The sequence below is a fragment of the uncultured Polaribacter sp. genome (assembly GCF_947501385.1).
Taxonomy (GTDB): Bacteria; Bacteroidota; Bacteroidia; order Flavobacteriales; family Flavobacteriaceae; genus Polaribacter.
Genome location: NZ_CANMVP010000012.1, coordinates 34851 through 49179, shown reverse-complemented (window position 1 = coordinate 49179; position 14329 = coordinate 34851). Strand labels below are relative to the sequence as shown.

At 31.4% G+C, this 14329-nt stretch carries 12 protein-coding genes and 1 tRNA gene; 6 read left to right on the top strand and 7 right to left on the bottom strand.

The genetic code is table 11. From position 1 onward, the window contains the following. Positions 1-5: 5 nt before the first annotated feature. From Q0998_RS09295 to surE, 4 genes are all read right to left on the bottom strand, one after another. The gene (locus tag Q0998_RS09295; RefSeq protein ID WP_299669278.1) at positions 6-449 is read right to left on the bottom strand and encodes a C40 family peptidase; all 444 of its coding nucleotides are present in this window, start codon (positions 447-449) and stop codon (positions 6-8) included. Between the two features lie 37 nt (positions 450-486). Continuing rightward, positions 487-1605: a lipid-A-disaccharide synthase gene (gene lpxB, locus Q0998_RS09290; RefSeq protein ID WP_299669276.1), complete on the bottom strand. Its 1119-nt coding sequence runs from the start codon at positions 1603-1605 to the stop codon at positions 487-489. Between the two features lie 117 nt (positions 1606-1722). After that, positions 1723-2010 carry a hypothetical protein gene (locus Q0998_RS09285; RefSeq protein WP_299669274.1) on the bottom strand — a complete coding sequence of 96 codons (288 nt, stop codon included), beginning with the start codon at positions 2008-2010 and terminating at the stop codon, positions 1723-1725. Beyond that, positions 1998-2768 carry a 5'/3'-nucleotidase SurE gene (gene surE / locus Q0998_RS09280; RefSeq protein ID WP_299669272.1) on the bottom strand — a complete coding sequence of 257 codons (771 nt, stop codon included), beginning with the start codon at positions 2766-2768 and terminating at the stop codon, positions 1998-2000. The genes Q0998_RS09285 and surE overlap by 13 nt, the downstream gene beginning before the upstream one ends. 296 nt (positions 2769-3064) lie before the next feature. Between surE and Q0998_RS09275 the strand changes: the two genes are divergently transcribed. Continuing rightward, positions 3065-5197 (top strand): carboxy terminal-processing peptidase, encoded by a 2133-nt coding sequence (locus tag Q0998_RS09275; RefSeq protein WP_299669270.1) that lies wholly within the window; start codon positions 3065-3067, stop codon positions 5195-5197. Between the two features lie 67 nt (positions 5198-5264). Further along, positions 5265-5705 carry a thioesterase family protein gene (locus Q0998_RS09270; protein WP_299669268.1) on the top strand — a complete coding sequence of 147 codons (441 nt, stop codon included), beginning with the start codon at positions 5265-5267 and terminating at the stop codon, positions 5703-5705. Here the strand turns inward: Q0998_RS09270 and Q0998_RS09265 are convergent, their stop codons facing one another. Both Q0998_RS09265 and Q0998_RS09260 read right to left on the bottom strand, forming a co-directional pair. Further along, the gene (locus Q0998_RS09265; protein ID WP_299669266.1) at positions 5706-6683 is read right to left on the bottom strand and encodes a type I phosphomannose isomerase catalytic subunit; all 978 of its coding nucleotides are present in this window, start codon (positions 6681-6683) and stop codon (positions 5706-5708) included. It lies immediately after the preceding gene. 61 nt (positions 6684-6744) lie between these two features. Beyond that, positions 6745-6826 (bottom strand) — tRNA-Leu (locus Q0998_RS09260). A gap of 123 nt (positions 6827-6949) precedes the next feature. Between Q0998_RS09260 and Q0998_RS09255 the strand changes: the two genes are divergently transcribed. Together Q0998_RS09255 and Q0998_RS09250 are read left to right on the top strand one after the other, a co-directional pair. Further along, the gene (locus tag Q0998_RS09255) at positions 6950-8344 is read left to right on the top strand and encodes a dipeptidase (protein WP_299669264.1); all 1395 of its coding nucleotides are present in this window, start codon (positions 6950-6952) and stop codon (positions 8342-8344) included. Positions 8345-8355: 11 nt separating this feature from the next. Then, a complete protein-coding gene (locus Q0998_RS09250) occupies positions 8356-10683 on the top strand; it encodes a DPP IV N-terminal domain-containing protein (RefSeq protein WP_299669262.1) in 2328 nt (775 codons plus the stop codon). Positions 10684-10714: 31 nt separating this feature from the next. Here the strand turns inward: Q0998_RS09250 and Q0998_RS09245 are convergent, their stop codons facing one another. Further along, positions 10715-11341: a peptidylprolyl isomerase gene (locus Q0998_RS09245; protein ID WP_299669260.1), complete on the bottom strand. Its 627-nt coding sequence runs from the start codon at positions 11339-11341 to the stop codon at positions 10715-10717. Between the two features lie 123 nt (positions 11342-11464). Here Q0998_RS09245 and Q0998_RS09240 point away from each other — a divergent pair, with 123 nt between their 5' ends. After that, positions 11465-11836, top strand: coding sequence for a BlaI/MecI/CopY family transcriptional regulator (locus tag Q0998_RS09240; protein WP_299669258.1), 372 nt, complete (start codon positions 11465-11467; stop codon positions 11834-11836). Further along, complete coding sequence (locus Q0998_RS09235; protein ID WP_299669256.1) at positions 11833-14130, top strand: M56 family metallopeptidase; 2298 nt, start codon at positions 11833-11835, stop codon at positions 14128-14130. The genes Q0998_RS09240 and Q0998_RS09235 overlap by 4 nt, the downstream gene beginning before the upstream one ends. The last annotated feature ends 199 nt before the right edge of the window (positions 14131-14329 follow it).

Below are 14329 nucleotides of genomic sequence, written 5' to 3'. Positions count from 1 at the left end.
AAAAATTATAATATTTTAGTTGCTTTTACAAAGGCATTTTTCCAGTATTTTTCTGATAATAAAGAAGTAATAACGCCTCGTGAAGTTGTAGAATGAATAAATCGAATTTGACCCTTTTTAACAGAAACAATCAAACCAACATGATTGATACCTCTTCCTCTTTTAGACGTTTTAAAAAATAATAGATCTCCCTTTTTGACTTTTTTAAGCGGAATTTCAGTTCCTCTTTTTGCCATGTTTCTAGACACTCTTGGCAACTGAACATTTTCTTCTAAAAAAGAAACATAGACAATGCCTGAACAATCCATTCCTTTTTTAGTAGTTCCACCAAATTTGTAACGAACTCCTTTGTATTTTAAGGCGTTGGCAACAACTCTATCTATTTTTGTTATCGATTTTTTGGAAGTTTTTCTAGTTGTTTTTGTTGATGAACAAGAAGTGAACCCCAAAGAAATTAGCAATAAAAATAGAAACCATTTATGCTTTTTAAATCTCTGATTTTAAATCAGCTACAATCTGTGTTGCGACGTTTTTAGAAGCTCCTTTTCCACCTAATTTTTTCTCTAAATCAAAATATGCTAAAAATAATTTTTCCCTATAAGTAGCATCTAAAATATTGGTGAGTTCTTTTTTTAGATTTTGTGTATTAAAATCATTCTGAATTAATTCTGTCACAACTTCTTTGTCCATAATTAAATTTACCAAAGAAATAAATTTTAAGGTGATGATTCTTTTTGCAATTTGGTAAGAAATAAAGCCGCCTTTATAACAAACCACTTGTGGTATTTTAAATAAAGCGGTTTCTAAAGTAGCAGTTCCTGAAGCAACCAAAGCTGCATAGGAAATACTTAATAAATCGTAGGTTTTATTATCGATGAAAGCCACTTCTCTATTATCAATAATTTGTTTGTAAAAAGAAAAATCTTGACTTGGCGCACCCGCAATTACAAATTGATACTCAGAAAAATCATCAACCAAACACAACATTACCGAGAGCATTTTTGTAATTTCTTGCTTTCTGCTTCCTGGTAAAAGCGCTATTATTTTTTTATCACCTAAATTGTGTGCTTTTCTAAAATTCATTTCAGAAACTTGCCTTCTATCTGCAATTGCATCAATTAAAGGATGCCCAACAAATTCGACATGATAATCGAATTTTTTATAAAATTCTTTTTCAAAAGGAAGAATTACAAAAAGCGTATCTACATCTCTTTTAATATCTTGAACTCTGCCTGCTCTGCTTGCCCAAACTTGCGGAGAAATGTAATAATTCGTTCTAAAACCTTGTTCTTTTGCCCACTTGGCAACACGTAAGTTAAAACCTGAGTTGTCTATAAAAATAATAGTATCTGGTTGAAATTCTGCAATATCTTTTTTACAAAATTTTATAAAACCTAAAACCTTAGAGAGATTTTTTAAAACCTCAAAAAAGCCCATAAAGGCTCTTTCTTTATAATGGCTTACCAAAGTTCCACCAACAGCTTGCATTAAATCTCCACCCCAAAATCTTATGTCTGCATTTTCATCTTGTTTGTACAATTCTTTCATTAAGTTAGAACCGTGCAAATCTCCTGAAGCTTCACCCGCAATTATATAATATTTCATAGTAATAAAATGTCTGGTCGAGCGCAGTCGAGACCTAATTATAACCTCTCGTAAACTGTACTTTTATCTTCAAATTAAATATATAGTATTCTCCAATACTGCTCGAGGAAACAAAATTTAAAAAAATTTTAGAATAAAAGTAGTTAATGCAATTAAAATAGTAGCCATTAAAACGCCTTTTGCTTTATGATCTTGTTTCTTTTTGATAAAGATAAAAAATACAAACAAATTAGGGATTGCAGCTAAAGAAAGTACTTTGCCATATAAATTTCCTTCTTTGATCATTTGTAAAGTATCCTCAAAACTAAATTTTGAAAAATATTCTAAATACAAGAAAATGCCTCCAAAAGTGGCAAACAGCGCAACTGAAATTCCAATAAGTATGTCTTTTTTTACAGTTCCCAAGAGTTTAATTTTTGAATCATATGATGTGCCGTCATATCAAATTGAACAGGAACTACAGAAACATAACCATTTTCTAACGCATACACATCTGTATCTTGCCCTTTATCTTTGCTTACAAATTCACCAGAAAGCCAATAATATTCTTTTCCAAACGGACTTTTACGCTTGTCGAAAATTTCTTTCCAATAACCATTTGCTTGTCTACAGACTTTAACTCCTTTTATGGCTTCTTTCTTTAAAGCGGGTATGTTTACATTCAACACAACTCCTTCCGGAATTCCATTTAACAATGCATTTAAAGTAATATTTTTTACAAATTCTTCTGAAGGTTTAAAATCTGCATGCCATTTAAAATCTAACAAAGAAAAACCAATTGCAGGAATTCCCTCAATACCAGCCTCTATTGCAGCACTCATGGTTCCAGAATAAATAACGTTTATTGATGAATTTGCCCCGTGGTTGATTCCAGAAACACATAAATCTGGTCTTCTATTTAGAATTTCACTAATTGCCATCTTTACACAATCTGCGGGTGTCCCTGAACATGTATATTCTAATTGCGGACCATCATCAATTGTTATTGGATTACATGTTAGCACATTGTCTACAGTAATTGCATGTCCCATACCACTTTGTGGGCTGTCTGGTGCAACAACTACAACATCTCCAATTTTATTCATTATTTTTATCAAAGCTCTAATTCCTGGAGCAGTAATTCCATCATCATTCGTGACTAAAATCAATGGTTTGTCTTGCATAAAATTGGTTTAAAATTTAAGATTTAATATTAGGGTTCTTGTTTTGATTCCGTTTCTAATTTTGAATATTGAATCTTTGATTACAAATATAATTCATTTAAAGGAGTTTCTTTTTAACAATTTATAAAGAATATTACAAGGCTTTATTGCGTAATATTGTTAAAATCAATTTTTTGATATTTCTTAAAAAAATTATAAAAATTGTAAGATCACTGTTTTTTAAATTATTTGGCATTATTTTAGTACCTGAGTAAATTAGAAAGTAATTATACTATAAAAATCACGACATAAGATTTATGAAGACGAAACAAAAAAACAGCATTCTTTTCTTAGCTTTTTTATTATTTTTTAATAGTTTTTATACACATGCAAATGATGCTATAAAAAATTCGGATCCTGAAAAAGATAAAATTTTAATTTATGTTTTAAAAAACATTCTAACCAGAGGTCATTTTGTTGTAAAAGATATGAATGACGATTTTTCTGAGCAAGTTTTTAAGAGCTTTATAGATGGTTTAGACCCAAGCAAGCGCTACTTCACACAAGAAGATATTAAAGAATTTTCTAAATATAAATACGAAATTGACAATCAATTATTAACAGATGATGTTTCTTTTTATAATTTGGTATATGGTAGTTTTACTGAAAAAATTAAAAATGCAAGGTCTTATTATGGTGAATTGCTAGCGCAACCTTTCAATTTTAAAAAACAAGAAACGATAGATTTAGACTTTGAAAAAGTTCCGTTTGCTAAAAATGAAAATGAACTTATCAATTATTGGCGCAAGCAATTAAAATTAAACACATTAAGTAGGGTTCAAGATAAATTAGACAAACAAGAAGACAAAGCTAAAAAAGATAAAAATTACCAAAAAAAATCTTTTAAAGTATTAGAGAAAGAAGCAAGAGCAGAAGTTTTAAAAAACATGGACGAACTCTATTTAAGAATAGAAGAATTAGAACATGAAGACTGGTTTTCTACCTTTTTAAATAGTGTAGTGGGTGCTTTTGACCCTCATACAACCTATATGGCTCCAAGGATTAAAGAACGTTTTGACCAAGACATGTCTGGTAAATTAGAGGGTATTGGCGCGCGTTTGTTAAAAAAAGGAATCTATACAGAAATCTTTGAACTAGTTTCTGGAGGCCCTGCTTGGAAACAAGGAGAATTAGAAGCTGGTGACATCATTTTAGAAGTTGCTCAAGGAGAATTAGAACCTCTAGATATTGTTGGTATGCGCTTAGACGATGCGATTAAATTTATCAAAGGAAAAAAAGGAACTGAAGTAAGACTTACTGTAAAGAAAAAATTAGACGGTTCTACAAAAATAATTTCAATTATTAGAGATGTTGTAGAATTAGAAGAAACATTTGTAAAATCTACCATTGTAGAAAAAGAGGGTAAAAAATATGGTTTGATCGATTTACCAAGATTTTATATTGATTTTGCAGATAGCAATTCAAGAGATTCTGCCAAAGACATGGAAAAAGAAATTGCACGCTTAAAAGAAGAAAATGTTTCTGGTCTATTAATAGATTTAAGAAATAATGGTGGTGGCTCTCTAAAAACTGCGATAGAAATAGCTGGATTATTTATTAAGACGGGACCTATTGTACAAGTAAAATATAGAGGACAAGATCCTGTTGTAAAAAATGATGTAGATCCAAAAATACAGTGGGACGGTTCTATTGTTGTTTTGGTGAATGAATTGTCTGCGTCTGCCTCAGAAATTTTTGCTGCCGCTATGCAAGATTATGGAAGAGCGGTTGTTATTGGTGGTAATCAGACCTACGGAAAAGGAACTGTACAAAGTGTAATTCCTATCAATAATTTTTATCCAAATTATGAAAAGGATTTAGGCGCGATTAAAATGACTATTCAAAAATTCTATCGAGTGAATGGAGGTTCTACACAAATTGAAGGGGTTTACTCTGATATTGCGATGCCAGATCGATACAGTTATATGAAATTTGGCGAAAGAGATGTTGCAGGTGCATTAATTTGGGATAAAGTTCCTCAGGCGAACTATACCAAAACAAATTCCTATAAAAACTTTTCTGATGTAGTGAACAATAGTAAAGAAAGAATAGCATCAGACAAAAAGTTTAAGTTGATAAACAACTATGCGAAATGGTTAAAGAAAAATCAAGAAGACACTTCGTATTCACTTAATTTTAGAAAATTTTCTGAAGAAAGTAAATTACTAGAAAAAGATTCTAAAAAATATACAAATGCTTTTAAATACCAATCGAATCTTACTTTTAAATCGCCACAATATGAATTGCCTTTAATGAAAAAAGACAGTGTTTTGGCAGACAAGAGAAATGCTTGGCATAAAAACTTATCAAAAGACATTTATGTAGCTGAAGCGCTAAATGTCTTAAAAGAGTTAAAGTTAAAAGACAATGTAGAAATTGTAAAAAACTAAACAGAAAACATTCATAAATGCCTGATAAAATTGAACATTTTGTCAGGTATTTTTATTTTTAAAAACCATGAGCTTTCAAGTAAACTTTGCCACAAAATGGTCAGATTTTGACCCCAATAGACACATGCGTCATACAGCTTATAATGATTATGCTGCTGAAGTTAGAGTCCGTTATTTTGCCGAACACAACTTTTCTATAGATGAATTTACCAAACACAATTTAGGTCCTATTTTATTTACCGAAGATACTTCATTTAGAAAAGAAATTCATTTAGGAGAAAACATCACTGTTAATTTAAAACTTCAAGGTTTGTCTAAAAACAACGAACGTTGGAGATTGGTACACGAGGTTTTTAATCAAGAAGGTACTCTTTCTGCTGTCATAAAAGTGTATGGCGCTTGGATCGATTTGACAAAAAGAAAATTGGCAATACCACCAATTGAAACAAAAGAAATGTTTGATTTTGCTGAAAAATCTAAGGACTATAAAATTATTGAACTAAAATAATTACATATAAACTTCTAACAATTTACTTCTTTCTGAAATTGAGTTCAATTCAATACTATTAACAGATGCCGGTAGTAGTATTGTTTCTCCTTTTTTCAAAGAATAACCTTTGTTATTGTACGTTAATTCTAAGCTTCCTTCCACACAAATATAAATTACAAAAGAATCTAATGTGGAATACTCTTTTGTGATTGTTCCTTCAACAATTAAGATATTTGAGGTAAAATAAGGTGAATGAACTAATTTATTAGAAGTATTTGGAGTCGTTTTATAAGATGTTTTATACTCTTTATGGCATTCAAAGTCAATCACATCAAGTGCTAAATCATTGTGTAAATCTCTTAGCTCACCTGTTTTAGCATCTACTCTGTCATAATCATAAATACGATATGTGATGTCTGAAGTTTGCTGAATTTCTGCTAGTAACACTCCAGACCCAATGGCGTGAACTCTACCTGTTGGAATATAAAAAGTATCTCCTTCAGAAACATTTTCATGATGTAAAACTTCTAAAACAGTCCCATCAGCTAAATGCTTTTTATAAGCTGTTTTATCTAATTCTTTGTCAAAACCAACAATTAATGCTGCATTTTTATCAGCCTCCATTACATACCACATTTCATTCTTGCCGAATGAATTATGACGTTCTTTTGCAATCTCATTGCCTGGATGTACTTGAATAGATAGTGGCGTTTTAGCATCTATGAATTTTATTAAGAGCGGAAATTCGTTACCAAATTGCTTGTATACTTTTTCTCCTAAAAAAGCCCCTTTAAATTCTTCAGTTAAATTCCTGAGTGTTTTACCACCTAAAGCTCCACTAGAGACAACTGTTTCGTCATTTTTAACATCAGAAATCTCCCAAGATTCTCCAATATTGGTTTCAGAATACGCTTTATTTAAAACTGTTTTCAATTTTTCTCCGCCCCAAAGTCTGTATTTGTAAAGAGGCTTAAATTTTAAAGGATGTAGTTGCATAGTTGTAAAGTTTTCTAAAAATAAAAAAAAAGCCGAAGTTTTCACTTCAGCTTTTTCATTGTACAGGCGGAGAGACTCGAACTCTCACACCTTGCGGCACTAGATCCTAAGTCTAGCGTGTCTACCAATTCCACCACGCCTGCTTTCAGCAGGTAAACCTGCAACTTTTCCGAAGATTTCGGGTTGCAAATATAAACAATACTTCCAAACTTCAAAGTAGTTCATTATTATTTTTCTATTTTTGAGAGAGAAATAAAAAACACTTCATGCATACGATTCAAACTTACATTCAAGAAAACAAAGAAAGGTTTTTAGATGAACTAATAAACCTCTTAAAAATACCATCAATAAGTGCCGATACCGCTTATAAAAAAGACGTTTTAAATACGGCTGATTTTGTTTTAGAAAGTCTAAAAAAAGCAGGTTGTGACCATGTTGAAATGTGTGAAACTCCAGGATATCCAATAATTTATGGAGAAAAAATAATTGATAAAAATCTTCCAACCGTTTTAGTATATGGTCATTATGATGTGCAACCTGCAGATCCTATTGAGCTGTGGACTTCTCCTCCCTTTGAACCTGTTATCAAAAAAACACCCATTCACCCTGAAGGTGCCATTTTTGCCAGAGGAGCTTGTGATGATAAAGGACAAATGTACATGCATATAAAGGCTTTAGAATACATGACTAGTTCAGGAAATTTACCTTGTAACGTAAAATTTATGATTGAGGGTGAAGAAGAAGTTGGTTCAGAAAGTTTGGCTTGGTTTGTTCCTAGAAACAAAGAAAAATTAGCCAATGACGTTATTTTAATTTCCGATACTGGAATGATTGCAAATGACATACCTTCCATTACAACGGGCTTGAGGGGTTTAAGTTATGTAGAAGTAGTAGTTACTGGACCAAATAGAGACTTACATTCTGGTTTGTATGGTGGTGCAGTTGCAAATCCTATCAATATTTTAACCAAAATGATTGCCTCGTTGCATGATGAAAATAATCACATTACCATTCCTGGTTTTTATGATAAAGTAGAAGATTTATCTAAAGAAGAAAGAGCAGAAATGGCAAAAGCACCCTTTTCTTTAGAAAACTACAAAAAAGCTTTAGATATCGACGAAGTTTATGGTGAAAATGGATATTCTACAAATGAAAGGAACGCCATTAGACCCACTTTAGACGTCAACGGAATTTGGGGAGGCTATACTGGTGAAGGTGCAAAAACGGTAATTGCGAGCAAAGCTTATGCAAAAATCTCTATGCGTTTAGTTCCGAATCAAGATTGGAAAGATATTACTCAATTGTTTAAAAATCACTTTGAAAGTATTGCTCCAAAATCTGTGAAAGTTGTTGTAAAACCACATCACGGAGGTCAAGGTTACGTTACTCCTATGGATACAATTTCGTATCAAGCTGCTAGTAAAGCCTATAAAACTACATTTGGAAAAACGCCAATTCCGCAAAGAAGCGGAGGAAGTATTCCTATTGTTGCATTGTTTGAACAAGAGTTAAAAAGCAAAACTATTTTAATGGGCTTTGGTTTAGATTCGGATGCAATTCATTCTCCAGACGAACATTTTGGTATATGGAATTATCTAAAAGGCATAGAAACCATTCCTTATTTTTATCAATATTTTACAGAGTTATCTCAACAACAATAAAACGAACACAAATGAAATTAAATTTTTTAAAAATTGTAGTTCTAACCTGTATTTCAATAAGTATTTTAAGTTGTAATACCGAAAAAAAACAGAAAGAATTTACCGTAGCAGAATATGAAGCAGCGGCAAAATATATGGACAGAAGTTTGTATGGCCTTGTATACAATCAAGTGAGTAGAAGTTCATTTGTTGGTAAAGACAAACTGCTCTATTCAACCACTAATAAAGACGGAAAAAGATTCGTTTTGGTAGATTCAAAATTAAAAACCAAAGAAAATGCTTTCGATCATCAAAAATTAGCAGCTATATTGTCTAAAAAAGCAGACAAAGAAATAAAAGCAACTGCACTGCCAATTTATGGAATTTCTTTTTCTGAAGATTTAAACCTGATGAGTTTCACAACTTCTGGAAAAAAATATACATACAATATAAATAATGACTCTTTAAATGAAAAAAAATCGACATCTAAAAAAGCATCGAGAAATGAGCATGTTTCTCCAAACGGAAAGTTAGCGGCTTATATTAACAATTATAATTTGTGGATTCGTAATTTAGAAACCGATAAAAAAACACAGGTTACTTTTGATGGTGTTGAAGATTATGGATATGCTACCAACAATGCTGGTTGGATTAAAAGTGATGGTGCTGTTTTAAAATGGTCACCAGATTCAGATAAAATTGCAACCTTTCAACAAGATGCAAGAGGCGTTGGTATGATGTATTTGACCTCTACGAATGTTGGGCACCCAAAGTTAGAAGCTTGGAAACACCCGCTTCCTGGAGATGAAAAGGTTTTTACCATAGAACGTGTAATTATTCATTTAGGAAACCAACCAAAAACGGTTCGTTTACAAATGGAAAAAGATTTTCAAAGAGGTTCTACCACAGATCATATTGCGGGTAGAAATAATGAATTGTTAGATGCACAATGGAATGCCGAAGGCACAAAATTTGCTTTTGTTTCTGGGTCTAGAGATCATAAAATAGCGCATTTACAAATTGCTGATGCAAATTCGGGTACAGTGGCATCTATTCATAAAGAAGTAGTTGACACTTATTATGAATCTGGTGTAAATACAGAAAACTGGAAGGTTTTATTCGATTCTAACGAGTTTGTTTGGTATTCAGAAAAAACAAATTGGGGGCATCTTTATTTATATGATTTGAATACAAAAGAATTGAAAAACCAAATTACTTCTGGAGTTTGGATTGTAAAACAAGTTAAAAATATTGACACAGAAAATAGACAAATTTGTTTTACAGCTGGTGGTAAAGAAGAAGGCAATCCGTATCACAACTATTACTACAAAGTAAATTTTGATGGTTCGAACCTCATCAATTTAACACCTTCAAAAGGAACTCATACGGTAACTTTTTCTGATGATTATTCGAAGTTCGTAGACACCTATTCTACAACTACAAATCCACCAATTTCTGTTTTAAGAAACGGGAATGGAGAAAAAATTATGGATTTAGAAACCGCAGACATTTCTGCATTAAAAGCTGCAAATTGGCAAGAGCCTATTGAGTTTTCTGTAAAAGCAAGAGATGAAAAAACAGACATTTACGGAATCATGTGTTTACCGAGTCACTATCAAGAAAACAAAAAATATCCTGTTTTAAATTATATTTATCCAGGTCCACAATCGGGAAGCGTTGGAAATTATGGTTTTAGACCCGTTTGGAGAGATTTTCAAGCAGTTGCAGAGTTAGGTTTTGTTGTGGTTGCAGTTGATGCGATGGGAACTCCAATGCGTTCGAAATCTTTTCATGATGCCTATTATGGAAATATGGGCGATAATGGTTTGCCAGATAATATAACTGCAATAAAACAATTAGCGCAACAATATAAAGGAATGGATATTGAAAGCGTTGGTATTTGGGGGCATTCTGGTGGTGGTTTTGCCTCTACAAGAGCTGTTTTTGCATATCCAGAATTTTATGACGTTGCAGTTTCAGGTGCAGGAAATCATGACAATAGAAATTACGAAGCAGACTGGGGAGAAAAATGGCAAGGTCTTTTGACTGAAGGAAATATAGAAGGAAAAATTGACGGGACTACAAATTACGACAATCAAGCAAATCAATTAATAGCCAAAGATTTAAAAGGAAAATTATTAATTACACATGGTTCTATGGACAATAATGTGCCACCATCAAACACCATGTTGGTAGTGGAAGCTTTGATTAAAGCAAACAAAGATTTCGACATGATTTTATACCCAAACCAAAGACATGGTTATGGAGACATGACCAAATACATGACCCGAAAACGTTGGGATTATTTTGTAACGCATTTATTAGATGCAAAACCTGCTAAAGGTTTTCAGTTAAAATAATAAACACGAAAGCCCCAAAATGGGGCTTTTTTTATTTGATAAAATATGCTTTTTGAATATAATCTACTTTCGGGTATTTTTCTTTCAAAAATGCATTTCCGAATTCATTTATTTTACCCTGCTGTCTTCCTAATCTATCGCCATAACCATCGTAAAAATTCAAAACAGTTTCTTGACCAGCAATCACCTTTGCCACTACAGGAAAACCTGAAACTCCAGAATAGGTTAATGTATTGAGTCTTTTATTCTCTTTTAAGTTGATAAAAATTTGATTCGACCTTGTTTTTACACCACCTCTTGCAAAAGCAATGGTCATCGAGTCATTTTTAACAAGTACAGGTTCATCTTCTATCCCTTTTTGCCAACTTTTATTGATCAAAGAATCATTGTGAATTCCAAATTGAGCCACAAAATTTGGCACAACTCTATAAATAGCTACATCTGTATAATAGCCATACTTAATTAATTGATACAGTCTGTCTACACCTTTAGGAGACCATTCTCTTTTGGCTTCAATATCGAAAGTTCCTTGTGTTGTTTCAAAACGAGCTTTAAAAGTTTCGGGTGCTTTTTTAGACAACCATTTTTCATTAAATTTCTTAGTTGCACAAGAGGTGAACAAAATAATACTAGCCAACACTACTAATTTTCCTTTCATTTTTTATGGATTTTTCTAACAATTTTCAACAAATATATGAAAAGTCATCGTCTAAATTTAACTCTACATTTGTAGAATTCATTTTTTTATTCTATGTTTGTAGAGTAAAAAATAAAACTTCTTATGCAATTATCTAAAACCGAAGAACAATTAATGCAATATTTATGGAAACGTAAAAAAGCATTTTTAAAAGATTTACTAGAAGATTTCCCAGAACCAAAACCTGCAACAACAACGGTTGCTACTTTGTTGAAACGAATTTCTGATAAGGGTTTTATAGATTATACATTGTTTGGGAAATCAAGAGAATATTTCCCGATAATTAAAAAGACAGATTATTTTTCGAAGCATGTAAACGGATTAATTAAAAATTTCTTTAATGATTCTGCCAGTCAGTTTGCTTCTTTTTTCACAAAAGAAACCAACCTTTCTACAGCTGAGTTAGAAGATTTGAAAAAAGTAATTGACAGTCAAATTAAAAAACAGCAAAAATGATCACATACGTTCTAAAATCGGCAAGTTGTTTGGCACTTCTGCTATTTTTCTATCACTTTGTATTAGAGAAAGAAAAAATGCACGCTTTCAATCGTTTCTATCTATTAATTGGAGTTTTATTATCATTCTTAGTGCCTTTTGCTACCATTACTGTCGCAGCGATTCCAGAAGTAATTACAGTAACTCAAACTTTTGAACAACCCGTTTTTACGGAAGGTACTACAGCCATCATTGTTGAAGAAACCAGAGATTATACCATCTATTTTATTAGCTTTTATTTATTAATTTCTTCGATATTATTCCTTCGATTTGGGCGAAACTTATTTAAAATCATTCGAAAAATAAGGTTGAATGAAAAGATAGCGCATCAAAACGCTACTTTAGTTTTGGTTGATGATAAAATTCTACCTCATACTTTTTGGAAAGCTATTTTCATCAATAAAACTGATTATAAAAAAGGTCTTATTGAGGAAGAATTATTTACACACGAGTTAACACATGTTACTCAAAAGCATACTATTGATGTACTTTTAATTGAACTGCTACAAATTATTTTTTGGATAAATCCGCTTTTTATCTTTTTGAAGAAAGCCGTTCAATTAAATCATGAATTTTTAGCGGATGAAAACGTAATCATACAACATAAAAACACTTTCCATTATCAGCATTTATTATTGAACAAAGCTGCTTGGAACAACGCATATTACTTGGCCAGTAATTTGAATTATTCACTTACTAAAAAAAGACTAAAAATGATGACAACACAAAGATCAAAAACCAACATCTGGTTAAAAAAGCTGGCGGTAATTCCGTTATTAACAGGCGTTGTCTTTCTCTTTGCAGAAAGAGTGGAAGCGCAGGAAAAGCAAGAGAAGATTGAGACTATTTATGAGCAGCCTAACAATCAAGAAAAACTGACTGATTCTGAGATGTACAAAGAGTATATCAATAAAACTGTCTTTATAACATTTACAGACAAGAAAGGTAAAAAGACTTCCAAGCGTTATGCGGAAATGAGTCGTGAAGAAAAGGAATTATTAAACCTCCCACCACCACCACCTTTGGAATTTAAAAAGAACGTTCCTTCAAAAAAACAGCTTGAAGATTTCAAAAATAGAGAAAAGCATGCTATTTGGATTGACGGAAAAGTGGTTAAAAACGAAGTTTTAGAAAAGTATAAGAATACTGATTTTGCTAGATATTTTAACAGCTTTGTCAATAATAATGCAAGAAGCAAACGTTTTCCACAAAAAAATCAAATTAATTTAGAAACATTTACATATTTTGAAAATCAAAACAAAAAAAGAGTCAATGATTATTTAGAATATCTAAAAAAAGAAAATATAATCGAAATTGTAGAAGACGCTCCAAAAAAGAAAGATTATATAGATTCGCCTATTCCAACTCAAAAATCTTCAAGGCAAAGCGTACCTATTAGAACAACATCAATAAAATCTAAGCGCAAAAAAGGAACAAAAACAATAGAAGATATTCGATTAAAATTAAAAGATGTAAATGCTTTAAAAATAAGCTATGTAGAAAATGATTCTGTTCCTTCCTTTATAAAAGAAGCAAGAAAAGAATCTAATGAAAAATACAATAAGCTAAATAAGTTATACGAATCTAATAGAGTTCAAAAGCCTCATTTCGTAAAGAGTTCTCAAGAGAGACAAAAGGAATTACAAGAAAGCTTCTCATTGTTAGGTTCATTATATTTTAAGTTATCTAAAGAAGATAAAAGAAAATCAAAAAGACCCATTCATCCTCATTACCCATATCTGAAGTTAACGAAAAACAACAAGATCTTTTATAAATTAAGAAGTGAGTTAACAGAGGAAGATCGATTATTAATTCCACCACCACCAAAGCCTCCAAAGAATCATTTAGATCAGGTGATTGAAATGGCCAAAAAAGGAGCCACTTTTTATCATGAAAAACAACCTATAAATTCTGATAAAGCAATTGATTTACTAAAAAAAAATAAAAAATTAAGCATTCATTCCAAAAGCACCAATAATGGTAACTATGAAGTTTGGATCTCCAAAACTCCTTTAGATGATTTAAATAGAACTGATCTTGAAGTTATTGATGTAAAGAAATTAGAGAAATATAAAAAAGATGATAACATTACATATTATTTGAATGGTAAAAAAATCTCAGAATCAGATCTTACGTATATTGCTACTTCCTCCATAAAAGGTATAACAATTGATAAAAAAATGAGAAAAATCTATATTGTTTCTAAAACTCCCAGATATAAGGGAGAAAGTGTAGAAAAATATCTTCAAAATTAATAATCAAACAATGAATCTTTTATAGTCTTCGACAGGCTCAGACTGACAACAGTTATTATTAATTGGTATTTTGAATTTGAATACTATTTCAGTGAAATCTAAAAAATAAAATGGCGGTATTAAATGCTGTAAGAAATGAAATTATTCATTGTATTTTGGCTGTTTATCAGGAAGCAAATCTTGTGTCAGAATTTTTTGG